Here is a 21,074-nt window from a genome sequence, read left to right as displayed (position 1 = left end):
CGGCGCCGGACTTTTCGGGCGGCCAGGGTCGAGATCGACATCCACCAGCTGCGCCACGCCCACGCCACCGAGCTGACGCCGCGTTCCGGCGGAGGCCTCGGTGAGAGCTTTCAGAAGGCGCGCTCGGCGACCTTCACCCGCGGGCTCGCCTCCAACGCGGCGCGCAGCTTGTCGGCCGGCAGCGGCGCGGCGGGAGCCTGGAGGATGCGCTCGACCGGCACGTCGGGGTCGGCGAGGTAGATCTGGGTGTAGGCACCGGACTCGGGCTCGAAGCGCCAGCTTTCGGCGAGGGCTCCGGCGTCGACGGCGTCGAAGCCGAGCCGGTCGATCAGCTCCGCTGCCTGAGCCTTCGCGTCGGGGTGGTTGCCGGCGATGGGCAGGGCGCTGCGGTCCGGGGCCCCGGCGGGCCGGGCGAGCTGGGGGATGTGGTGGGCCAGGATGTTGTTGAAGGCCTTGACCAGCAGGGCGCCGGGCAAGAGCTGCTGGGCCAGCTCGGTCGTGGTCACCTTCCCGGAGTCGAGTTCGGCGATACGGCCGTCGCGGGAGGGGTAGTAGTTGCCGGTGTCCAGCACGGTACGGCCCCGCAGCAGCTCAGCGGGCACGGAACTGTAGGCCGTCAGCGGGACGCTGAGCAGGGTCGCCTCCCCGGCGCGGGCAGCCTGCTCCACGGTGCCTGCCCCAGCCCGCGGCCCCAGCTCCTTGACCAGACCTGCCAGGCTCTGTGGGCCACGCGAATTGGCGATCACCACGTCGATGCCCGCCGCCACCGCCAGCCGCGCCACCGCCGACCCGATGTTTCCGCTTCCGATGATTCCCAGAGTCGACATCGGCCATTCCCCTCTGCGTTGTGGCCGCCCCGAGCCCGTACACCCGTGAACGCCTAGGCCACCCTGGCCACGTTAAGACCTCACATCAGTGTCAGAGGCGGATCAGCGCGCCTGAGGCGTGACCAGAAGGCCCGGACTCCTGAAGCGCCCGGCCGCACAGCGGACGAAACAATTCCATGGCAATTGTTGAACGATGCTACGATCCCCTTACATCTTGCCATGCGCCCAGCCGGCGGAAGGACGCCCTTGACCAGCGACGACAACCGTCAGACCCGCTCCGCCGAAGATGCGGTGCGTGCCTGCGCGATCCGGGCCGAGCAGAGCTGCGCCACCCTCCACAACGCGGCGGACACAGCCATCGACACCGCGCTGCGCGCCATGGCGGAACGGTTGCGGACGGCGCGGTACACCCTCACGTCCGCCAACGAAGAAGACCTCGCCGCAGCCGTATCCGCCGGGATGTCACCCGCCCTCCAGGACCGGCTGCGGCTGACCGGCCCACGGCTGGAGAGCATGGCCGCAGAGCTGCGCACGCTGGCGGACGTGGCGCACGAGCCTCGCGACAAGGTCCTCGAAGAGCGCTCGGACGGCCTCACCCTGCTGGAACGCCGCCGGCCGGTCGGCGTCATCGGCGCGAACTTCGAGGCACGTCCGAACGTCACCCTCGACATCGCCTCCCAGTTCCTCAAGTCACGCAACGCAGGCGTGCTCCGCACCGGTTCGGCCGCACTGCGCTCCTCCCGTGCCATCGTGGAGCAGGTGATCGCACCGGCCCTCGGCGAAGCCGGCCTCGATCCGGACGCCATCCAGCTGGTACCTAGCGAAGACCGCTCGGCGGCGTACGCGCTGGTGTCCCTGCCTGAGCTCATTCCGCTGGTCATCCTGCGCGGCAGCGGCGACAGCACCCGCGACCTCGGCCGCGAGGCCGCCCGCCACGGCGTGCGCACCCTCGCCCACGCCGACGGCGGCGGGGTCCTGTACGTGCATCCGGCCGCCGACGACAACGTCGTGCACCAGCTGATCAGCGACAGCCTGGACCGGCTGGGCGTGTGCAACCGGCTCAATCTGCTGCTCATCGACCGGTCCGTGTACGACGAGCGGCTACCCGGCATTCTCCGGGTCCTGGACCGCCTGGGTGTCACCGCCTCCCTGCCCCCGCACACCCACCCGCGCGGATATGAGTGGTCACTCGACTCGAACCGCGCGGCCACCGTGACGGTCGACGCCGCCAACGGCCCGATGCACGCGGCTCAGATCGCCAACGAAGAGACATCCGGACTGGCCGCCGCCATCGCGACCGAGGACCCCGCCGCCGCCGCGCAGTTCATCGACGCCTACACCGGCTCCGGCGTCTTCTGGAACTCCACCACACGGCTCCTCGACGGATTCAAACTGCTGCGGCTGCCAGAGACCGGAATCAACATCGACCGGGTGCCCGGCCCACGCGGCCCGGTGAGCTTCCGCGACCTGTACCTGCGGCAGTACATGATCGTGCCGAGCGGACGGCTCACGTCCTGACCGGACCGTCATTGCCCCACCAATCAAGATCAAAAGCCTGGGAGGCAGGTACAAAGGCATCTCCGGGATGCCGGCCGTTACCGTTTATCGCTGTCCCATTGTCCCTCAAGGCCGGCGAGGAGGTCATCGAGGGCCTTGTTGAGGGCTTCGGAGTTGGCCGAAGTGAACCATGTGGTGCGAATGCGTTCGTTGCTTCCGTTCGGGGTCTCGTGGTCGGCCGCGAGCTGGTGCAGGGAGCGGGTCTCGTCGCTCAGGGCACGACCAACGCCCTGGAAGAGGCTGCGAACGTAGCTGTCCGCGTCGTCGGAGGCGATGCCGTGGCCGATGGCCCACGACGTGAGCGTGGCGAGATACGAGTAGTGGGTGGTCAGCGTTCCCGTCAGCGCGGAGAAGACGTTGAAGGCCGCCTCGTCCTCGACCGGGAGCACCCCGCCCAAGTGCTCGAAGAGGGAGTTCACCGTCGGGTGCGACGGGTACGTCACCGTGACGGAGCGGCGTTCGCGTACGGCAGGCAGGGGGATGGCCCGTACCAGCGGGGCGTCGGTGGCCAGTGTCCGGCGCAGGTCGTCGATGCCGACGCCGGCCATCACGTTGACCACCAGCTTGTCGCCGTCCACCGTCAAGCCGGCGAGTGCTTTGTGCCGGTCCTGGCCGCGTACGGCGATGATCACCACCTCGGAACGGTCCACCACCTCCTGGTTGCCGGCGCACACCTGCACGGGCTCGAAGCGCTCGGACAGCTCCGCGGCCGTGCCGGCTCCCCGGGGGAGAGGAACACCTCGGGGGGCTTGCCGGCTCCGTCGCACAGGCCCATCACGATGGCTCGGCCGATCTCGCCTACCCCGATGATGCCGATGCGCTTCACGGTGTCTTCCTCCTAAGTGCGTGGTGGTCGTGACCCGTCTCCAGTTTCACCGTCACTGCGCGGGCGCCCAGCGCCTGGCACAGCTGCTCATCGAGGTACTGCGGGGTGTTGAGGAACACCGGATCGATCACCTGCACGGCCTTCTCGATTCGCGCCACGTCCAGGTCCATGCGCGTCGCCTTTCCTCGGAGGCTTGCGGACCCGGCCGACGCTATCCGAACTCCCGATCAAGGCGATTGAGAATTCTCGCGCCGCAACGCAATAATCTTGCATGCCCGAATCGCCGCCACCGCGCCTGGACGAGATCGACGCCCAGTTGCTGGACCTGCTCCAGCACGACGCTGGACGCACCCTGCACGACCTCGGCGGACAGGTCGGGCTCTCACCGAGCGCCGTCCAGCGGCGGATCGCTCGCTACCGCAAGGACGGCCTCATCGCCATGCAGGTCGCCGTCCTCGACCCGCACCGCTTCGGTCCCACCGTCGTGGCCGCGGTCCTGGTGACCCTGGACCAGGAATCGTTCGAGCACCACCGCGCCTTCGCCGAACGGATGCGCTCGGACCCGCAGGTCCAGCAGTGCTACCAGGTCGCGGGACCGTGGGACTACGTAGTCGTCCTTGCCGCGCGGAGCATGCGCGACTGCAGCCGGCTCGGCAACCGCCTGTTCAAGGCCGACGACAACATCAGGCGTTACGAGACCTTGCTCGTCTTCGACATCGTCAAGACCGGCCTGGCCCTCCCGCTTCCCGCACCACAACCCTCTTGACCACAAGACGGACTGGCCACTCCTGGGGAGGAACTCCACGCCGAACCCCAAGATCGTGTCAGGCAAGCACCCCCGATCCGCAGGTATTTCGTCTGCTCCGGAGCGCTCAGCGGCTCAGGCCGTCGCCATTTTCCGGATGCGCGGATGGTTCTCCAGCGCCCACCGCACGGTCTTCGGCGGGCGCCCGAGCAGGGTTTCCAGCTGGTCGGTGACGCCGCGGTACCCCCCGCCGCCCATCAGCCGGGTCAGGGTCTTCAGATGCTCCGCAGTGTGCGGAACCTCGGCCAGGGCGCTGTCCACGTAGGTCTCGTTCCAGGTTTCGACCTCTTCGGGAACGTAAGTGACGTGGCGTCCCAGCACGGCCCCGAAGTCCTCCGCGAACCCGTGCATGTCCTTCAGTTCCGGACCGTTGAGCTCGTAGGACTTCGAGATGTGCGGCGCCGGGTCGGCCAGAATCTTCGCGCACACCTCCGCCACGTCGTAACCCGCGATGGGCGCGAGCCGGTGGTGGCCGAAGGGCAGGCGCAGTTCGCCGTTGCTCAGCGGCTGCAGCGCCAGCCAGGTCATCAGGGGGTTCTCGACGAACATGGCCGCCCGCACGTTGACGGTCGGGAGCCCGGACCACTCCAGCACCCGCTCGGCGATCCAGTGCGCCCGCTGCTGCGGCGACCAGTCCGCGATCAGCCCGCCGAGCCACGAACGCCGTTCTTCGTCCGGTGCGGTCATCTTCTCGAACGTCATGAACGACTGCTCGTACTCGGAGATGTTGACGAAGACCTCGATGCCGCCCTTGGCCTGTGCCGCGGCGGCCATCAGGCTGACGGCGTCGGTGTAGTACGGCGACAAGCTCATGCTGAAGTAGATGCGCCGGCAGCCTTTCAGCGCGGCGGTCACGTCGGCGATGTTGAGCAGGTCACCGACGAAGACCTCGGCCCCGGCCTGGCGGAGCGCGTGTGCGCGTTCGTCGTCCCGTCGCACGAACGCGCGCACCGGTTGCCCTTGTTCAAGCAGCATCTCGGCCATTGTTCTGCTCACACCGCCGATTTCGCCGGCGGCGCCGGTGATCAGGATGGGATTGCGCTCTGGCATCGATGTGTCCTCTGTCTGGTTGAGGTGGGTTGTCCAGGAAGCCCAGCGGGGTGACCATTTCCGCCGGGGCCGGTCGACGGAGGCGGAGTCGTTGAGCTCGATGGCCGTCCGCGCGTGAGCCTTGGGCTCTGCTCCAGCCGGACGGTGCCGATCAGGCGGGTTCTGCGTGGTGTCAACGGGGCGCCGGGCCGTCGATGCGGGCGAGGAAGTCGAGGAGTGCCGCGTTGACCTCGGCGGGACGCTCCTGCTGCGTCCAATGCCCGCAGCCCGGCAGCACCACCGGCCCGTGCAGTTGAGGCGCGACAGCGCTCAGCGGGTTGCCCTGCCCGCCCTGGCCACGCAAAAGTTCGCTCAGCGAGCTGCCCCCGTCCGGGCCACGCAATGAGGTGACCATGTCACGGTCTCCCACCACGTACAGCGCTGGGACGTCGATCCCGCGCCCCCGGAAAGGCGCCAGCAGTTCGTTGTTGCGTTCGATGTTCCGGTACCAGTTGAACGCTCCGGTGAAGGCCTGCTCGCCGTGCAGGGCGAAGTCCTCGGCGTACACCTGGATGTCCTCCTCCGTCAGCCAGGCGGGGAGAGCGGGCGACTGCGGCATGGTGTCCAGCAGGCCCAGACCGTCGGGTACGACCAACGGGCGGGGCTCCCTGCCGAGCGGGTTGTCGCCCGAGGCACCGACCAGAAGGCGGCGCAAGGAGTCCGGGATGTCCTTGGCGAACTCCGCGTCAGCGACTCCCGGCTGCTGGAAGTAGACCTGGTAGAAGCCCTCGCCGTACTGGGTGCGGGTGATCGAGGGCGGGACCATCCCGCCGGGCAGAATGGGCGGAATACTGAGCCCGGCCACCGCGCGGACCTTGTCCGGGCGCAGCATCGCCGCGGTCCAGGCAACGGGTGCACCCCAGTCGTGACCCACGACGACCGCCTGCTCCTCCCCCAGCTCCTCGATCAGGGCGATCACGTCGCCGACGAGGTGGAGCAGGGTGTAGGACGTGACGTCCGGCGGCTGCTCGCTGCGGGCGTAGCCGCGCTGGTCAGGGGCGACGACCCGGTACCCGGCCGCCGCCAGCGCCGCGAACTGGTGACGCCAGGAGTACCAGCTCTCCGGCCAGCCGTGCAGCAGCAGGACCAGCGGTCCCTGCCCCTGCTCGGCGATGTGCAGCCGGACCCCGTTCACGTCGGCGAAGCGGTGGGTGAGCGAGCTTTCCACAAGGATCTCCTTGAGATCGGTGAGCGCGTGCTACTTCTTCAGCTGGGCGTACATGGCTTCCAGGTCAGCGGACAGCTGCGACTTGATCCAGCGTGTGGTGTCGTCGGCCAGCACCTCGTGTGCCCCCGCCTCGATGCCGTCGAGCGCGGCCACGGCGACGTCGCGGGGGTCGGCCTTGGGCGCGTCGATACCCGACGTCATATCGGTGTCCACGTAGGCCACGTGGAGCCCGGTCACCGCGATGCCGCGCGGCTGCAACTCCAGGCGCAAGGAATTGGTCTGCGACCACAGGGCGGCCTTGGAGGCGCTGTAGGGCGTGCCGTCGGCCAGCCAGGACAGGGCGGAGTGGACGTTGAGGATGTGACCCCCGCCGTTGCGCTCGATGATCGGCGCGAAAGCCCGGGTGACCAGCAGCGGCCCGTAGAAGTTGGTCTCCAGGTCCCGGCGCACGTCCTCCATCGGGGAGCCGAGGTACGAAGCGCGGACCGAGGCACCGGCGTTGTTGATCAGGATGGTGACGTCCTGGGCCTGCTCGGCGGCGGCCGCCACGGATGCCGGGTCGGTGACCTCGAGCGCCAGCGCAACGGCATCGGGGTGCGTCACCGTGTGCGGGTCGCGGGCCGTGGCGTAGACCTTGCCGGCGCCGCGCGCGTAGAGCTCCTCGACCAGCACCTTGCCGATGCCGCGGCCACCTCCGGTGACGAAGACGTTGGCGCCCTTGATTGTTGTCATGACTGCCTCCACAGTGAGAAACCGATCGGTTTCCTCTACCGTAAACCGATCGGTTTCATCATGCAAATCGTGCCTCACCCAGCCCCGAGGAGCGAGCCGTCGCCATGCGCCGTCGGCGTGTCCAGCCCAGCGGCCCGGGAACGGCGGCATCCGGAATCGACCACCCGTTCCACCTGGCCGCTGGTTGGAGGTCCGATGCTCGTGCTACGGCACCGCTTCCGCACCGCCTCGGCCAGGCGATCGCGTTCGTCTCGATCGGGCATACCTTGCCGGCCAGCCCGGCGGTATCTCCTCGGGACAGGCGGGAAACCGCCCCTCGATCTCGTCGAACTTCAAGATCAAGGCGAAACCGAGCCTGCCGGCCCCCACCTTTTCCCGACCAGGTCCCGATCGCCCTCGACCAGCGTCCACGCGCTGATCAGCTCATTCCGTTCCCAGCCGGCACGCACGACGGAACGCCTCCGCGGCCGATGCCATGAACGACCCGATCACAGTCGAGAAGGCCGAGGGGGTTACCGGAAGGTATGCACTCCTTGGGATGGCGACGTGCCGAACCGATGGCCAACTGTTCGCATACCGCCCGGGCGATCCGCAGGACTGGTCGGGGTGGCGGCTCGCCGAAGCCATAGAAGGTCCAGGCCGATCCAGCCGATTCTGCGCGCCGAGTGCAAGCCAGATCCGGGAAGTGCCCCGCTGCGCCCCATTGAAGCCGTACGCGCTGCTTGCCCGGCCCGGTAGGGTTCTTGATCATCCGGGAGGATCAGGTAGAAAGGGCGGGCCGCCGTGGTCTCCGTGTCGACTCTCGGGCCGCAGCGACGTCATCCGGTGTTCTGGTGGTGGCTGGCGGCCTCGTACGCGTTATGGGAGATCATCTGGGAGGTGCTGACGCCCCCGCGGCACGTCACGTGTGCCGGGCAACCGATCTTGAACCCGGTTGGTCCCGCCCGCCGCACAGCCGCCGAAGTGGCCGAGGTGGCCGCGGGCGTGCTGTATCTGGCGGGGCCGTTCCTCCTGGCGATGATCGCTCTGTTCGTGGCCAGGCGCGACAATGCCCGCGTCCACCTGATGGCCGCGGTTCTCGGGTTCGGGCTCGTCGCGTTGCCCGAGGCGCTGGCGGTCGCCGCGGAGGTGCTCAGACCGCCCGCGGAGCCGCCGCCCGGCTGCCTGCCGGACCCGGCGCCGTTCCGAGTCCTGCCGGTGGTTCTGACCTGGGTGATCTCTCCCCTGACGATGATCCTGCTCGCGGGCGCCGCCGGGACGCGCGTGCGCCCGGACCGGGGCTCCGTGCTGCGGCTGATCACGGCGCTCGGGGCGATCGTGCTCGTCGTGCAGGCCGTGAGGACCCTGCCGGAGCGACTGGCGGCGCCACCGGTCGCGGACGACGGCACCCCCCGGTACGCGCTGCTCCCCGGCGGCTACCTGGAGACGGTGAACCTGGATACGGGCCGCATCGCCCATGAGTACACGCCGTACCTCGGCAGGCGCATCACTCATATCACGGCGGTGGCCGCCACCCGGGAGCCGGGTGAGTACGTGGTGAGCGTGACCTTGCGGCAGGGCCGGGACAGCTGGTCGCCGCGCGGCTTCGTCTCGCGCGTCCACCGCCTGACAGTGGACGCCGACGGCCGGGCGAAGCTGGGCCAGGCGCTGTCGGGCAGGCTGAACGGAAGCGTCGACCGGATCGTGGTGTCGCCCGAGGGCCGCATCGCCTACAGCCGTCAGACCGAGGACCGCGATCACAACCGGACCACCTACGTCGGCGTCCTCGGCCCCGAAGTCGAATGGCGGGCGGCAGCGTACGGGTTCTACTGGAGGGACGCCCGCACTCTGGTGCTTCCCGACGACATCCACTTCACCGGGGTCACGTACCCGCCGAAGCCGGAGTTGGTGAAATCCTGGGAGGGCGCCCTTGACGTGCGGCTGCCTGCGTCGGACCCGCCGGCCGCGGCGGTGCTCGTCCGGGCGCCCCGCGACAACGGCAGCCACACTCTCCCTCATCCTCTGCCGGACGGCCGGACCCTGCGGGTGCGCCAGGGCAGCTACGAGCAGCCGTCCGAGCTGCTCCTCTACGATGGGGACCGGAAAGTGGCCACGGTGCTCACCCTGAGCTGCGGCGAGATCGTGTCGATGGCGCTGGACCGATCCGGCCGGCATCTCATGGTCGGCAAGGACAACGAGAACGATTCAGAGGCCGGCAACAGACCGTGCGGGGGCAAGAACCACGAGCTACTCCGCGTCGGCCTCACCCCGACGGCCGCCGGCGCCTTCCCCCACAGGGTCGTCTGGCGGGGCGACACCTATGTCGGCGGATTCACCTGGTGACCGGCCCTGCGAACGACCGGTCAGATCGCATCGCGTCCACCACTGCCGATCGATTCGGCAGCGGGCGGCCCCGGCGCCCTCCCGGACGGTGTCCTCCCACGACAGCCGGGCCACCTGGCCGATCCTGATGGCGAACTCGTAGTCGTAGAAGGGTCATGACGGGAGCGCCCGCCCCGACACGGGTGTCACCGCGCCCCCGATCCGGTCCTGCCATCCCGCCGGCGCTCTGCCTGCTGGATCGATTGGCGCCGTCGCCCTCGACGGGAGCGGGCGCCTGGTGGTGGACCTGCGAGTGGGACATCGCGGTCTTCGAGCCCGGCGCGCCGCCCTAGGGTTTCACGATCTCACGCATGGGGTGCAGGCCGGCGTCGCGCGGGACGCGGTCGCCGAGCGGCCGGCTCAGCTCGACCGTGTACGGCGTGGCCCGGTTGCCCAGGCAGTTGTGGAAGTCGCCCGGGGCGCGTTCGACGCCAATGACCAGGCGTACGTCCCGGTCCGTCTCCTCCAGGCCGACCACCCGGATACGCCCGTCGGCCGACTGCCCGCCCGAACTGCGCAGGTGCCGGCTCGGGCGGCCGTCCGCGGCCGGCGGGCGGTGACGCGGGCGGAGGTCCGCGCCGAGGCGGACGTAGCGGCCGAGGCTGGCGGCCGGTTGGTACTGGACACAGACCGACGCCGCGGCGCGTCAGCTCGGCTGGCACTTCTCCGGTCCGGCGGTGGCCAGGTCGGTGACGGAACAACGCTTGAGCGTGGGGTAGTGGGCGCCCATGACACGGGCCGCCGAGGCTGGGTTGCCGTCTTCGGGGACGTTGTGGATGGCCTGGGCGAAACCGGGATCGGTCACCATGTTGCGCAGGATCACGGTGTGAGAGGCGGCCGGCGAAGCGAGGGAGAACGGCAGGAAGGTCGCGCCTGGGATCCGCTCGATGGCGGTCCGCTGCGCCTCGGTCCCGATCACGTAGGTGTAGAAGCCGGAGTCGTCCAGCTTCGTCTGGTCGTCGGCGCGGCATCCGTAGTCGGTCCCGCCGCCTGGCAGGCGGTTGACGACGACGGGGAACGGCGGCCGGCTCAGGTTGGTGCACATGGACCAGTAGCGCACGTCCCGTTCCGGTGCCGGCCACGGGGTGGGATGGGAGCCGGGTGCGTGCCGGGGCGCCTTGCCGCGGACGACCAGGACGTCACCGCCGGCGGGCGGGCCGACCACCGCGGCCAGGTAAGCGGAGTCCGCGTTGGGGAACCCGCCTCGGCCCTCCCGTGCTTGACGGGCGAACCCGCTCTCCTCGGCCCGAGTACGGGCGGTCTTCCCCTTCATCGTGGAGGCTTTCGCGGACCGCGAGGTCGAGGCGGCCGTCTCACGGCGGGAGCAGAGGGGCACGGGACGGGAGACACCGTCGCGTTCGAAGGTGACCGACGGGAGCGTCACCGCCGAGAAATCACCGCCTGCCGGCAGATAGACCCGCAGCACGATGGAGCCGCCGCGGCCGGCCGGGGTGCCCTCTGGGGCGAGCGGCAGCACGTTGGACTGGCCGGGGGCCGCGTCGTGGCGGGCGGTGACGGTGTAGCCGCCGCCGGGCTCGGCCTGCCGTTGCCACGGGTTGGCGTGGCCGGTGTCCGGGTTGATCCGGTAGTCGGGCAGCGAGGAGCCGACACCGTTGGAGGTGAACGAGCCGCCGCCTGCCTTGTAGACGTTGAAGGAGGCGTACCGGCTGTCGGGGTAACGGCCGGAGAGCTTGATCCGCAGGCCTTCCTGCACCGTGAACCGCAGCACCCAGTAAGAGGCCGCGCTGTCAGGGTAGAAAACGTTACTCGTGTCCGCGGTGACCTGGCGCTCCCACGCGCACGACGGCGTCACCGGCGGCGCGGCTCCCGCTGCGGCGGCCACGGGCATCGGCACCGCGGCGAGGCCGCCGGTCGCCAGAGCGGCCAACAGGGCGGCGGACAGGCCCTGCCGGGTGAGCGTTGATCTGCACATACGTCTATCTCCGTCATAGCGTTCGCTCCTCCCGGGCCGGTCCCGGGCGAGTCGACTCGGCATGATGGCGGACGTTTCTGGCAAGTCATTGGCAATCCCCGCGGTCAATCTATTGTGCGCGAATGGTCAATGACTGGAGAAGGCCCTGCCGACATAATTGTCTCGCCACGCCGAGAGCGAAGGAGGCGAAAGATCATGCGTGCACGAAGAACCGTCGCGCTGGCGGCCTGTTCGTTCTTGGCGCTCATTGCCGGCTGCACATCGGGAGCCTCAGTGGAAAACGCCGGCAAACCGCCGCCGAGGCCGCCGCGTATCCTCAATGCGAATGGCGACAGGGCGCTGATATTCGATCCCATGATGGCGACGATCAGCGGATTCGACCGCATTCGCGGGCGAGTATGGCAGGACAGGGAAATAGCGAAGACGGCGAATGACATCGTTTGCGTGTTGCAATGTCGTGCGGTCGTCGTGTCAACGGGTGCCGGGGCGAAGGGCGGCTTGTACCAGGTCGCCGAGCAGGGGCGGTCGGCTTTTCCCGTCTCCGGAGTGCGTGACGCTCGTGTGCTGGCCGCCGTGTCAACTGATGACGCGGTGGTGGAGGAGACCGTCGGCGGGCGTACGCGGATCACGCTCATCCGGTCGGGCCAGCGGAAACGCCTGGAGCTGCCCCACTCCGGTTACCGCTGGGTGGAGTCGCCCGACGGCCGTGCCGCATTGGCCTTCACCGTTCAACCGGACGTGCGCGAGGCGCGACTGCTCCAGTTCGTCCGTGACTCGCGTGGCTGGAACCCGGTAGGCAATGGCATTCCCTGGGGACCGATCAGTGATGCGTGCGTGGCAGGCCAGGGCGATGTCGTCCTGGTGCTGGGGGCGGAAACGACATTGATCCGGGCCGGGAACGACCGCCGGAAAGTCGACCCATCACTGGCCGAGGCGCGTGAATGCGCGCTGGGGACGAGCGCGGCCGCACTGGTCTCCCGTGCCACCAACGACCGGGGCGATTTCCGTACGGTCGTCCACGGGTTGGACATGAACGGCCGCATGGCGTGGCGGCGCGATTATCCCTCGGAAGCCGGCGTCACGGCACATCCAAACAAACCTTATGTCGGTATCGCGGACGGCAGGACATTCACGATCGTCGACGCGCGGGGCCAGAACGTATGGGCCCGCGACGGAGTCGCCGCCGCACGATTCACCTCCGGCGGGCAGCTCGTCACGGTCAGCCCGAAAGGAGAAGTGACGTGGCTTTCCACCGAGCTTCTCAAGGACGCCTATCGAAACTCTTGAGCCACCGTCATCTCGTCCGAGCATGAAAGGCGGCAAGCCGGAATACAGAAGAGTTTTTCCAACGAAATATCATCAAGTGATGAAATGTTAGGAGTAGTAATGCTGAAGAAGATCGCGAAAGGCGTCGTGTTGCCCTCCGCGTTGGCGATGGCTGCCATCGTGAGCACCGCGGCGGCCGCTCACGCCGCCTCTGTCTCCGGTGCGTGCAGCACAGAAGGCAAGAGCGCGACCGGATGGGTTCACTACACTCACGTCTCCAGCAGCGCCCGAGACCGGATCGACAAGTTCACCTGGCAGATCAACGGGCAGTCCGGCTCGACCAAGAACGATGTCATCCTCGAACTGAAGCGAGACGTCACCGGTTCGGACCCTGTGCTGTACTCGTGGTCGACGGGGAGCGCGTCCAATGGCGCCGGCACGCATGTGCCCTCGCAGTCTGTGAGCGTACCGGCCAGCTACAACACCTACGGGCGGTTCCACTTCATCTTCGACATCAACAACGCTTCCGACCCGGACTGCATCGCGACATCCAACCGTTTCTAGCGGCCAAGGCCTGAGTCGAGCGGCGGCGGAGCCGGACCGTTCCCTGTGGTGAGGGAGTGGCGCCGGCTCCGCCGTACCAGAAATCTGCCAGACAAGTGCGTCACTCTCCCGTGCTGATCCGACGACAGTCACAAGAAGGAGATGCGTCGAGCACGGTCCGCCTCGCGCGCATCAACCAGCCGGGTGGACCTCTCGACGATCCACCGGCGGGGCCGCCTACTTGCCTAACGTGACTTAACGGCCTTCAAGCGGCTGACCGGCTACTTCGCTTGACAACCCCAGATAACCATCGCAGGCCGCTTGAAAGGGTGCGACAGAACCTGACCGGTGCGCGCCTGATCAGCGCGAACGTGAACGACGCGTCCCCGGCTGATGCGGTGTGGAATAAGACGTACCTGTGGCGGGTGCGCGCCGAGGGCGCCCCGGACAATCCCCCGCCGATGGACGGACCGGCAAGAGCTGGGCTCCCGGTCAGTTTGCGGGAGGGACTACCGCATGTGCCCCGGCCGTGCCCGCTCGTCACGTCAGCCTCACTGCAGGCGGTACAACTGGCTCGGCGACAGGCTGCCGTTCAGCGGCGCGGTCTCGATCAGCGTGCCCGGAGCCGTGCCGCCGTCCCTGACGCTCATCACCAGGTTGTTCTGCACGTTCTCGAACCGGTGCACGAGCACGCCGTTGAACACGCGCTGGCGGTCGCTCCAGAACTGGCGCTGCTCCACGACCGTCGGCTGGAGGTCGTTGGGGTCCGCGCATATCGCCAGCCGCACGACGTTGCCGTTGAGCCCGCCGCGCAAGCACAGACCGCTCTGGTCATTGACGATCTGCGTGACGCTGCCGCTGGTGAAGCGCATGCGCCACTTCTGCGAGCGCAGGCCGAAGTCCGGGCGCAGGGTCACCTTCGAACCCGGTACCGTGCCCTCGGCGGACACCACGAGCTGGCCCTGGCCGGGCGGGACCTGCGGCACGTTCTGCGGAACGAGCCGCACCGGCGGCCCGTCGACCGGGGCCGCCGCCTCGGCCGGCGACGCCGCCGGACCGGACACACCCAGGATCGCGCCGGCGGCGATCGCCAGCGCCATCGGTCTGCTGATGCGCATGGAAGTCATGCTCTTGTCTGCCTTTCCTCGGATGGACGGGGCCCGCGGTTGCGGTCGCGGCAGGGAAGAACCTTGCGGCGGTTCCCGGGGCCTGGACCAGGTCACCATCCAGGCGGCCCGCAGTCCGCGCACAAATGCGCGGTGCGCCGGCAATACTCGGCATTGCGCGGCGGCTGCGCGGAAGCGGGGTGTCGGGTTGGGCCGAACCGTGGCACCTCGCCGAGATTGCTCCCGGCGGCTTTCCCCGGCCCGCCCGCCGCATCCGGCGTGCCTGTCTCCACGCACCGGGCGCTCCACGTGCCTTGTCCGCTGGTCAGCCGCTCGCAGCGGCTGCCGGGATCGGGATCCGCGGGGCCGCGATGTTGACGCCGCGATAGCGGTACGCTCCACCTTGACGCTGGATGCGCCCGTGAAGGCGACTCCCTGATGGGCGATCCTCCAGCCCTTGTCGCAGAAGCGGCGTTTGAACTCGGTCATCCCGAGCCGGAGCTTTGCCCGCGTATTTCCGGCGGATCCACCGCAGCAACCGGGCCCATGTGTGGGAGTCGATCGCGCCGAAGATCGCCTTGGATGCTCCATGCCGGAAGTAGTTCGCCCACCCCCGCAGCATCCGGTGAAAACCGAGGATCAGCTCGGCCAAATCCTGGTTGCGGGTTGACCTGTGTGTCTTCGCCGACACCTTGTCCTTGATCGCCTGAACGGCCTTCGTGGACGGCTTGGTGTAGACGTAGTGCTTGTTCGTTCCTCGCTTCCGCTGGCGGCGGAGGTGGTGCCCGAGGAAGTCATAGCCTTCGTCGATGCGGAGAACGCGGGTCTTCTCCGGCGCCGGCCGCAGCCCCAACGGGGCCGGCACGCCGGCGACCACGTCGCGCAGGGCCTCGGCATGATGACGGTCGCCCCTGCATCTGTCCGTCGGCGGAGCTCATGGCACAAGGTGGACGTCATGGCTCGAATCATCGCCACCGTCTTGGCCGTGATCATGGCCTGGGGCCGTATCCGGGGCGGCCGGGCTCCAGGAGTCCAACGGCGATGAGTTTCGCCGTGGTTTCCAGTCTGAATCCTCACACCCGATCGACCGCACTCGAGGAGAGCATCATGACCGCTACCTACACCTTCGACGTCTTTTCCAGCCTCGACGGCTTCGGCGCCGCCAGCGGCAACTGGGGCGGCTACTGGGGCAAGCAAGGCCCCGAGCTGCTCGAGCACCGCCTCTCCTTGTACGGCGAGGAGCAGCGGATGGTCTTCGGGGCCAACACGTATCGGGCGTTCGCGGGGATGCTGGCCTCGAGCACCGAGGAGTCCGAGGTCCGTGACCCATGGGTCACCCGGATGAGGAACCTGCCGGCAACGGTGGTGTCGACGACGCTGCAAGGACCGCTCGACTGGCCGGACGCGACCGTCCTGAGCGGCGACGCCGTCGACGTCGTCGCCCGGCTCAAGGAGGAGTCCGAGGTGCCGTTGCGCTCGCACGGCAGCCTGTCGATGAACCGGGCGCTGATGGCCGCCGGCCTGGTCGACCGCGTCCAGGTGACGCTCTTCCCTGTGATCACCGGTCAGACCGGACTGGACCCGATCTTCCAGGGTGCGGCCGACTTCGACCTCGAGCTGATCGAGAGCCGGACGCTCGACGGCCACACCCAAGAGCTCGTCTACCGGCCGACCCTGCATGCCTGAGTCCGTCCACGCACCCCCCGGTCAAGCAGCCGAACCTGACCCGGAAGTTCCCGCTGAGCGACATGCCGACCGGTCTCATGGCCGGCCCTGGTCACGCGGCCTGCTGATCATCTCCTGATTCGTCGGGTCGTTCGACGAGTTCGCCGTTCTCGAACCTCGCGCCCGTCGGAGGTGAACCGGCCATGGGTGTCCTGGATGACGACCGTGAAGCCGCGCCTGCCGCCGCCAGAGGATCTGCGCCATGTGCCGCTCCATGTGCGTTTGTCCTTGTGGGTGTGCTCGGGTGCGGGCAGGCGTCAGCCGACCAGCCGGTTGAGCTTGCGGATCTGCTTGTCGAAGACCCGGGCAGGAGCGATGCGGCGTAGTGTGCTCGCGCGTCCGGCCAAGGAACCGGCGGTGTAGCGCAGCTTCGGCTTCGGGTCGGTCGCCGCCTCGACGATTACCTTGGCGACGATGGCGGGGTCGTCGCCCTCCTTGATCGCTGTCTCCATCATGCGGTCGAAGGCGCGCCGCTGGTCCGCGTAGACCTGCAGGGGCGTGTCGGGCCGCGGGCTGTTGGCCTCGAATCCGGTGCTGGTGTAGGCGGGCTCGACGAGGAGCGCCCGCACGCCGTACTCGCGGACCTCGTGGTCCAGGGACTCGGAGTACCCCTCGATCGCATGCTTGGAGGCCGCGTAGGCGGCCATGTAAGGCGAGGGGAGGAAGCCGAACACGGAGGAGAGGTTGATGATGCGCCCCCGTCCTTGAGCGCGCATGTGGGGCAGGACGGCCTTCGTCATGCGTATCACACCGAAGACGTTGACGTTGAAGATGTCCTGGGCCTGCGCGACGGAGCTTTCCGCTGCCGGGCACCGGCATCCCCTCGTAGAGCACATCAGCCGCCGAGCCTGCTCGAAGAGGCGATGCGTCAGCGCACGCCTGCCGCATCGAGCAGGGTGACCACGGTGGGCGCGATGAGCCCTGCCAGGGTGTCGGCTCCGATCCCCGCTCGGGCGCTGGCGCCGTCGAAGACCACGCTGAGCTGCCGGGCCAGCAGGTCCGGGTCGCTCGCCCCACCCTGCTCGGCCTCGGCACGGAAAAAGGCCATCAGGTTTCCCTTGATCCGGTGCGCCACCCGGCTCGCAGGGTGGCTCTGATCCTTGAGCTCGATCTGCACCGCCAGGTACTGGCAGCCTCGGAACTCGGGCGCATCCGCCTGCAACTCCACCTGCTCGAAGACGTGCAGGATCCGCTCGCGGGGTGAACGGCCATCACCCGCCGCCGGCAGCAGCCTCGCCACGAAGGCGGACGAGCGCTCCTCCAGGCTCGCCGCCAGCAGTTCGTCCTTGCTCTCGAACAGCTGGTACATGGAGCGCTTCGACACCCCCGCCGCCTTGCACAGCGCCTCGACGCCGATGCCGACACCGTCTCGGTAGGTGAGCGTTGCCGCCGCATCCAGCAGCCGCTCCCGTGGACTTGGCCTCACTTCGGTGGTCATACTGCGAGATTAACTGGATTTCGACGAAATGAAAACCGATCGGTTTCCGAGTGTCCCTGAGCGATATCCGGAAACCGCACCCCACGCCGGCACGGCGGTCTCCTCAGACTACGTCTCGGCGGGGATGCGATGCAGCCCCTTGCGGTCGTACCAGCCCGTCACACCGAACCCGAACAGCACGGCCATCAGGAGACCGGCGGCCATCATCACCCAGCCCCGGGTCAGGCCCGCGTCACCCTGGGCGTCGTAGTAGAGATTGAAGCGCTTTCCACGACTAAAGTCGGGGGATTCCAGCCAGCTCGGGCTCCGTCTGCGCGGTGGCCTGGGCCGCTGTTGCTTGGCGGTTCGCCTTCCGGCCCACGCGCGTGCGTGGTTTGCGCGCCCCAGCTCGTACACCCGGTCTGGGCTGCACGAACTCCGCCCTCCCGGCGGTGAGGATGTTCCTGGCGGCGTTCACGTCGGCGTGGTCCGTGTGTCCGCACGAGGTGCACCGGAAGACCGCTTGGCTCTCGCGGGACTTCCGATCCACCACCGTGCACACGTTGCACCTCTGACTCGTGCACGCCGGATCAACGGTGATCACTTGGGTGCCCGTGTAGCGGGCCTTGCTGCGGGTGGCCAGCTCGATCCGGTGCCAGCCCTTGTCCAGGATGGACCGGTTCAGGCCGGACTTGCTCGCGGCCCCGTTGGGCAGGAAAGCGCAGGCCGGCGACCCTCGAAACGTTCAGCCCTCGGCGCACACGGCCACCGCAGAACGGGTGGAGCCGTTCAAGCAAGCGCTTCACACATGACGGATCCTCGATCCCCGACTGCTCAGCGACCACGTCCAGGACCTCGTCCGGCACCTGCACGGCGCTTGACCTCAACTGTGGTTGAGGTCCCAGAATCGCTGGTGGCGGGTGGCGCGGCGGGATGGGCCGGTCGGACGCGCCCGCATGTCCTGGATCGAATTTCACCCCTGACACGGGAGATGTTTCATGGCCAAAGTCGTCGTCATTGGCGCCACCGGCAAGCAGGGCGGCGCAGTCGCCGATCTGCTCCTGGAGCGCGGCCACGAGGTGATGGCGTACGTGCGCTCGCCGGAGTCGCCGACCGCCGAGGCGCTGTCGGCCCGGGGCGCGCGGCTCGCCACCGGCGACCTCGCCGACCCCGACGCGCTCCAGCGCGCCTGCACAGGCGCCGACTCGGTTTTCGGCCTGTCGGTGCCGTTCGGCGAGGGCGGCAAGGACGAGGAGGTCGCGCAGGGACGCCTGCTCGTCGACACCGCCGCCCGCCTCGACGTCCACCTGGTGTACTCCTCCGTGCGGGGCGGCGACCGGCTGGTGGCCACCGACATCGACCACGCCGACAGCAAGCAGCTCATCGAGGCGTACCTGCGCGAGCGGCCGGTGCGCGCGACCGTGCTCGGACCGGTGTACTTCATGGAGAACGTGCTCAACCTCGGCTTCAGCCGGCTCGGCGACGGCATGCTCACCAACCCGCTGACTCCCGGCAAGCCGCTCGACCAGGTGAGCGTCCTGGACATCGCCGGCATGGCCGTCCATGCCGTCGAGAACCCCGACGAGCTCGTCGGCGAGCGGATCGACATCGCCTCCGACCGCGTCACCGGGCAGGAGGCGGCCCGGATTCTGAGCGAGGTGCTCGGCAGGGACATCCCCTACCAGCAGCTGCCGCTGGACATGGTGCGGCAGTGGGCCGGCGAGGAGGTGGCCACGATGTTCGAGAGCTTCGAGAACAACACCGATTTCCTTGACATCGAGACCCTCCATGCCAGGTATCCCGCCGTGCGCTGGCACAGCTACGCCGAGTGGGCCAAGACGGTGGACTGGGAGCGGATCCTCGCCGGGTAGGTAGGCCCGCGCCGGCGGTCGGCGAGGCCGCGGCGCCGTTCGCCTGCCTCATCGTGGCCTCGCCGGGCGTTCCGGCGATCAGCGCGGAGCCGCCGGCACGCTGGTCAGGCACACCACGGGCGGCGTCGTGGCCATCGTCGTGACGCTCTTCATGCTGCCGCCGCTCATCGGGATGCTCCCGAACGGGGCCGGCATGCGGCTGATGCCCCATGTCATGAGCGCGGCCTCCCGCTCACCCGTGAGGAGTTCGGCGCCTTCGCCCCGGGAACACCGCCGAGTCCAAAATCACGTCAAACCAGTTTGATGTATTCTGGCGGATGTGACGACATCCGATCGGGTGCCGCTTCCGCCGCTGATGCGCATGGCGGCGCGCCCGCTGCGCTGGGGCGCTGATGGCCGAACCGGCATCCAGCGATCGCCGAGTGCGAGAGTCGGCCGCCGCCGTCGACGAGCCGTAGAACCTGGTCGAGCTGTTCCAGCCCGCTCAGCGGGCCGGCGCCGCACCGGTCACATCCTGAGCCGCAGCACCGGGCCCGGCCTGTCGCCGGTGGCTGTCGGTGTGACGTCCGGCCACCCGATCGCAGGTGTCCGGCTGCCAGGTTGCGGCCTGCGTAACAGATACCGCTGTCAGGCGAAGGGAACGCCAGGTGAGCCAGGACGAGCGCGGAGCGCACGACAGCGCGAACGAGCAGGACCCGGTAGCCGTGCGGCGGCGTCTGCGTGAGGTGACGCTGGTCTTCCTCAAGCTGGGCGTCATCGCCTTCGGCGGCCCGGCCGCACACACCGCGATGATGCGCGATGAGCTGGTGCGCCGCCGCGGTTGGGTCAGCGACCAGCGGTTTGTGGACCTGATGGGCGCCACCAACCTCATCCCCGGCCCCAACTCCACCGAACTGGCCATCCACCTCGGCTACGACCGTGCCCGGTGGCGCGGCCTGATCTCGGCCGGGGTGTGCTTCATCCTCCCGGCCGCGCTGATGGTCACGGCCCTGGCCTGGGCGTACGTCACCTACGGCAGCACGCCGGCGGCCGAGGGCCTGTTGTACGGCATCGTCCCGGCAGTGATCGCGATCATCGCGCATGCGCTGTTCGGCCTGCTGCGCACCGTCGTCAAGACCGTCTGGTTGGGCGTGTTGGCGGTCGCCGCGCTGGCCGCCTACCTGCTGGGCGTCAACGAGCTGCTGGTGCTGGCGGTGGGGGCGGTGCTGGCCGCCGCGGCCCGTGTCCTGCGATCCCCGCCCGGCCGCGGCGCACGACACGGGGTGCTCGCCGCGCCGCTGCTGACGTTCGGCGGGTCACCGGTGTTCACCGATCCCACCGGCGGCCAGCTGGTCCAGCTGTTCGTCACCATGCTGAAGATCGGTTCGGTGCTGTACGGCAGTGGTTATGTGCTGCTGGCCTTCCTGCGCGGCGACTTCGTCGACCGGCTCGGCTGGATCACCAACCAGCAGCTCATCGACGCCGTGTCGATCGGCCAGGTCACCCCCGGTCCGGTGTTCACCACTGCCACCTTCCTCGGCTACATGATCGCCGGGCCGCTCGGCGCGTTCCTGGCGACCGTGGCCATCTTTCTGCCCTCGTTCGTCTTCGTCGGCCTGCTCACCAAGCTCACTGACAAGCTCCGCTCCAGCGAGTGGACCTCCGCCCTGCTCGACGGCCTCAACGCCGCCGCCCTCGCCCTCATGGCCGGGGTGTCCTACCAGCTCGGCCGGACCGCGATCATCGACCCGCTCACCGCGGTCATCGCCGTGGTCACGCTCGTGCTGTTGTGGAAAACCCGGCTCAACAACGCCTGGTTCATCGCCGGCGGCGCCGCCGTCGGCATCGCGCACGCTCTGCTTTGATGAC

General features: G+C 68.7%; 22 protein-coding genes. 8 read left to right on the top strand and 14 right to left on the bottom strand.

Going from position 1 to position 21,074, the window contains the following annotated elements:
- Positions 1 to 110 precede the first annotated feature (110 nt).
- Entirely contained in the window at positions 111 to 827 is a 717-nt protein-coding gene (locus ACIBX3_RS40555) for an NADPH-dependent F420 reductase (protein WP_397125878.1), read from the bottom strand.
- Between the two features lie 246 nt (positions 828 to 1,073).
- On the opposite strand from ACIBX3_RS40555, the gene ACIBX3_RS40550 reads away from it, so the two are divergent.
- Positions 1,074 to 2,345, top strand: coding sequence for an aldehyde dehydrogenase family protein (locus ACIBX3_RS40550; protein ID WP_397125877.1), 1,272 nt, complete (start codon positions 1,074 to 1,076; stop codon positions 2,343 to 2,345).
- Positions 2,346 to 2,422: 77 nt separating this feature from the next.
- Here the strand turns inward: ACIBX3_RS40550 and ACIBX3_RS40545 are convergent, their stop codons facing one another.
- The gene (locus tag ACIBX3_RS40545) at positions 2,423 to 3,058 is read right to left on the bottom strand and encodes a pyrroline-5-carboxylate reductase (RefSeq protein WP_397125894.1); all 636 of its coding nucleotides are present in this window, start codon (positions 3,056 to 3,058) and stop codon (positions 2,423 to 2,425) included.
- A gap of 148 nt (positions 3,059 to 3,206) precedes the next feature.
- On the bottom strand, positions 3,207 to 3,380 hold the full coding sequence (locus ACIBX3_RS40540; protein ID WP_397125876.1) for a hypothetical protein: 174 nt from the start codon (positions 3,378 to 3,380) through the stop codon (positions 3,207 to 3,209).
- Positions 3,381 to 3,481: 101 nt separating this feature from the next.
- Here ACIBX3_RS40540 and ACIBX3_RS40535 point away from each other — a divergent pair, with 101 nt between their 5' ends.
- Complete coding sequence (locus tag ACIBX3_RS40535; protein WP_397125875.1) at positions 3,482 to 3,976, top strand: Lrp/AsnC family transcriptional regulator; 495 nt, start codon at positions 3,482 to 3,484, stop codon at positions 3,974 to 3,976.
- A 114-nt stretch (positions 3,977 to 4,090) separates the two neighbouring features.
- On the opposite strand, the gene ACIBX3_RS40530 is transcribed toward ACIBX3_RS40535, so the two are convergent.
- The 3 genes from ACIBX3_RS40530 to ACIBX3_RS40520 all read right to left on the bottom strand — a co-directional run bounded on the left by ACIBX3_RS40530 (position 4,091) and on the right by ACIBX3_RS40520 (position 7,004).
- Positions 4,091 to 5,065, bottom strand: a complete 975-nt coding sequence (locus ACIBX3_RS40530; RefSeq protein ID WP_397125874.1) for an NmrA family NAD(P)-binding protein — start codon at positions 5,063 to 5,065, stop codon at positions 4,091 to 4,093.
- Between the two features lie 172 nt (positions 5,066 to 5,237).
- On the bottom strand, positions 5,238 to 6,272 hold the full coding sequence (locus ACIBX3_RS40525; protein ID WP_397125873.1) for an alpha/beta fold hydrolase: 1,035 nt from the start codon (positions 6,270 to 6,272) through the stop codon (positions 5,238 to 5,240).
- Between the two features lie 30 nt (positions 6,273 to 6,302).
- The gene (locus ACIBX3_RS40520) at positions 6,303 to 7,004 is read right to left on the bottom strand and encodes an SDR family oxidoreductase (protein ID WP_397125872.1); all 702 of its coding nucleotides are present in this window, start codon (positions 7,002 to 7,004) and stop codon (positions 6,303 to 6,305) included.
- Between the two features lie 792 nt (positions 7,005 to 7,796).
- On the opposite strand from ACIBX3_RS40520, the gene ACIBX3_RS40515 reads away from it, so the two are divergent.
- Complete coding sequence (locus ACIBX3_RS40515) at positions 7,797 to 9,326, top strand: hypothetical protein (RefSeq protein ID WP_397125871.1); 1,530 nt, start codon at positions 7,797 to 7,799, stop codon at positions 9,324 to 9,326.
- A 328-nt stretch (positions 9,327 to 9,654) separates the two neighbouring features.
- Here ACIBX3_RS40515 and ACIBX3_RS40510 read toward each other — a convergent pair whose 3' ends face one another.
- Together ACIBX3_RS40510 and ACIBX3_RS40505 are read right to left on the bottom strand one after the other, a co-directional pair.
- The gene (locus ACIBX3_RS40510) at positions 9,655 to 9,843 is read right to left on the bottom strand and encodes a hypothetical protein (protein ID WP_397125870.1); all 189 of its coding nucleotides are present in this window, start codon (positions 9,841 to 9,843) and stop codon (positions 9,655 to 9,657) included.
- Between the two features lie 168 nt (positions 9,844 to 10,011).
- Positions 10,012 to 11,298: a hypothetical protein gene (locus ACIBX3_RS40505; RefSeq protein ID WP_397125869.1), complete on the bottom strand. Its 1,287-nt coding sequence runs from the start codon at positions 11,296 to 11,298 to the stop codon at positions 10,012 to 10,014.
- A gap of 195 nt (positions 11,299 to 11,493) precedes the next feature.
- On the opposite strand from ACIBX3_RS40505, the gene ACIBX3_RS40500 reads away from it, so the two are divergent.
- Both ACIBX3_RS40500 and ACIBX3_RS40495 read left to right on the top strand, forming a co-directional pair.
- Positions 11,494 to 12,585 (top strand): hypothetical protein, encoded by a 1,092-nt coding sequence (locus ACIBX3_RS40500; RefSeq protein ID WP_397125868.1) that lies wholly within the window; start codon positions 11,494 to 11,496, stop codon positions 12,583 to 12,585.
- A 99-nt stretch (positions 12,586 to 12,684) separates the two neighbouring features.
- Positions 12,685 to 13,128: a hypothetical protein gene (locus tag ACIBX3_RS40495; protein ID WP_397125867.1), complete on the top strand. Its 444-nt coding sequence runs from the start codon at positions 12,685 to 12,687 to the stop codon at positions 13,126 to 13,128.
- 530 nt (positions 13,129 to 13,658) lie between these two features.
- Here the strand turns inward: ACIBX3_RS40495 and ACIBX3_RS40490 are convergent.
- Complete coding sequence (locus ACIBX3_RS40490; protein ID WP_397125866.1) at positions 13,659 to 14,225, bottom strand: RICIN domain-containing protein; 567 nt, start codon at positions 14,223 to 14,225, stop codon at positions 13,659 to 13,661.
- Positions 14,226 to 14,538: 313 nt separating this feature from the next.
- Positions 14,539 to 15,090: a group II intron maturase-specific domain-containing protein gene (locus ACIBX3_RS40485; protein ID WP_397125865.1), complete on the bottom strand. Its 552-nt coding sequence runs from the start codon at positions 15,088 to 15,090 to the stop codon at positions 14,539 to 14,541.
- 230 nt (positions 15,091 to 15,320) lie between these two features.
- Here ACIBX3_RS40485 and ACIBX3_RS40480 point away from each other — a divergent pair, with 230 nt between their 5' ends.
- A complete protein-coding gene (locus tag ACIBX3_RS40480; protein ID WP_397125864.1) occupies positions 15,321 to 15,899 on the top strand; it encodes a dihydrofolate reductase family protein in 579 nt (192 codons plus the stop codon).
- Between the two features lie 296 nt (positions 15,900 to 16,195).
- Here the strand turns inward: ACIBX3_RS40480 and ACIBX3_RS40475 are convergent, their stop codons facing one another.
- From ACIBX3_RS40475 to ACIBX3_RS40465, 3 genes are all read right to left on the bottom strand, one after another.
- Positions 16,196 to 16,774: an SDR family NAD(P)-dependent oxidoreductase gene (locus ACIBX3_RS40475; protein ID WP_397125863.1), complete on the bottom strand. Its 579-nt coding sequence runs from the start codon at positions 16,772 to 16,774 to the stop codon at positions 16,196 to 16,198.
- 32 nt (positions 16,775 to 16,806) lie between these two features.
- Positions 16,807 to 17,376, bottom strand: coding sequence for a TetR/AcrR family transcriptional regulator (locus ACIBX3_RS40470; RefSeq protein ID WP_397125862.1), 570 nt, complete (start codon positions 17,374 to 17,376; stop codon positions 16,807 to 16,809).
- A 274-nt stretch (positions 17,377 to 17,650) separates the two neighbouring features.
- On the bottom strand, positions 17,651 to 18,004 hold the full coding sequence (locus tag ACIBX3_RS40465; protein ID WP_397125893.1) for a zinc ribbon domain-containing protein: 354 nt from the start codon (positions 18,002 to 18,004) through the stop codon (positions 17,651 to 17,653).
- A gap of 349 nt (positions 18,005 to 18,353) precedes the next feature.
- Here ACIBX3_RS40465 and ACIBX3_RS40460 point away from each other — a divergent pair, with 349 nt between their 5' ends.
- Complete coding sequence (locus ACIBX3_RS40460) at positions 18,354 to 19,226, top strand: NmrA/HSCARG family protein (protein WP_397125861.1); 873 nt, start codon at positions 18,354 to 18,356, stop codon at positions 19,224 to 19,226.
- Between the two features lie 78 nt (positions 19,227 to 19,304).
- Here the strand turns inward: ACIBX3_RS40460 and ACIBX3_RS40455 are convergent, their stop codons facing one another.
- The gene (locus tag ACIBX3_RS40455) at positions 19,305 to 19,442 is read right to left on the bottom strand and encodes a hypothetical protein (protein WP_397125860.1); all 138 of its coding nucleotides are present in this window, start codon (positions 19,440 to 19,442) and stop codon (positions 19,305 to 19,307) included.
- Positions 19,443 to 19,873: 431 nt separating this feature from the next.
- On the opposite strand from ACIBX3_RS40455, the gene chrA reads away from it, so the two are divergent.
- Complete coding sequence (chrA, locus tag ACIBX3_RS40450; protein WP_397125859.1) at positions 19,874 to 21,070, top strand: chromate efflux transporter; 1,197 nt, start codon at positions 19,874 to 19,876, stop codon at positions 21,068 to 21,070.
- Positions 21,071 to 21,074 lie beyond the last annotated feature (4 nt).

This window comes from Nonomuraea sp. NPDC049480 (assembly GCF_044465905.1).
Classification (GTDB): Bacteria; Actinomycetota; Actinomycetes; order Streptosporangiales; family Streptosporangiaceae; genus Nonomuraea.
The sequence above is the reverse complement of the archived record's forward strand: the minus strand, read 5'-3'. Positions and strand labels throughout refer to the sequence as shown.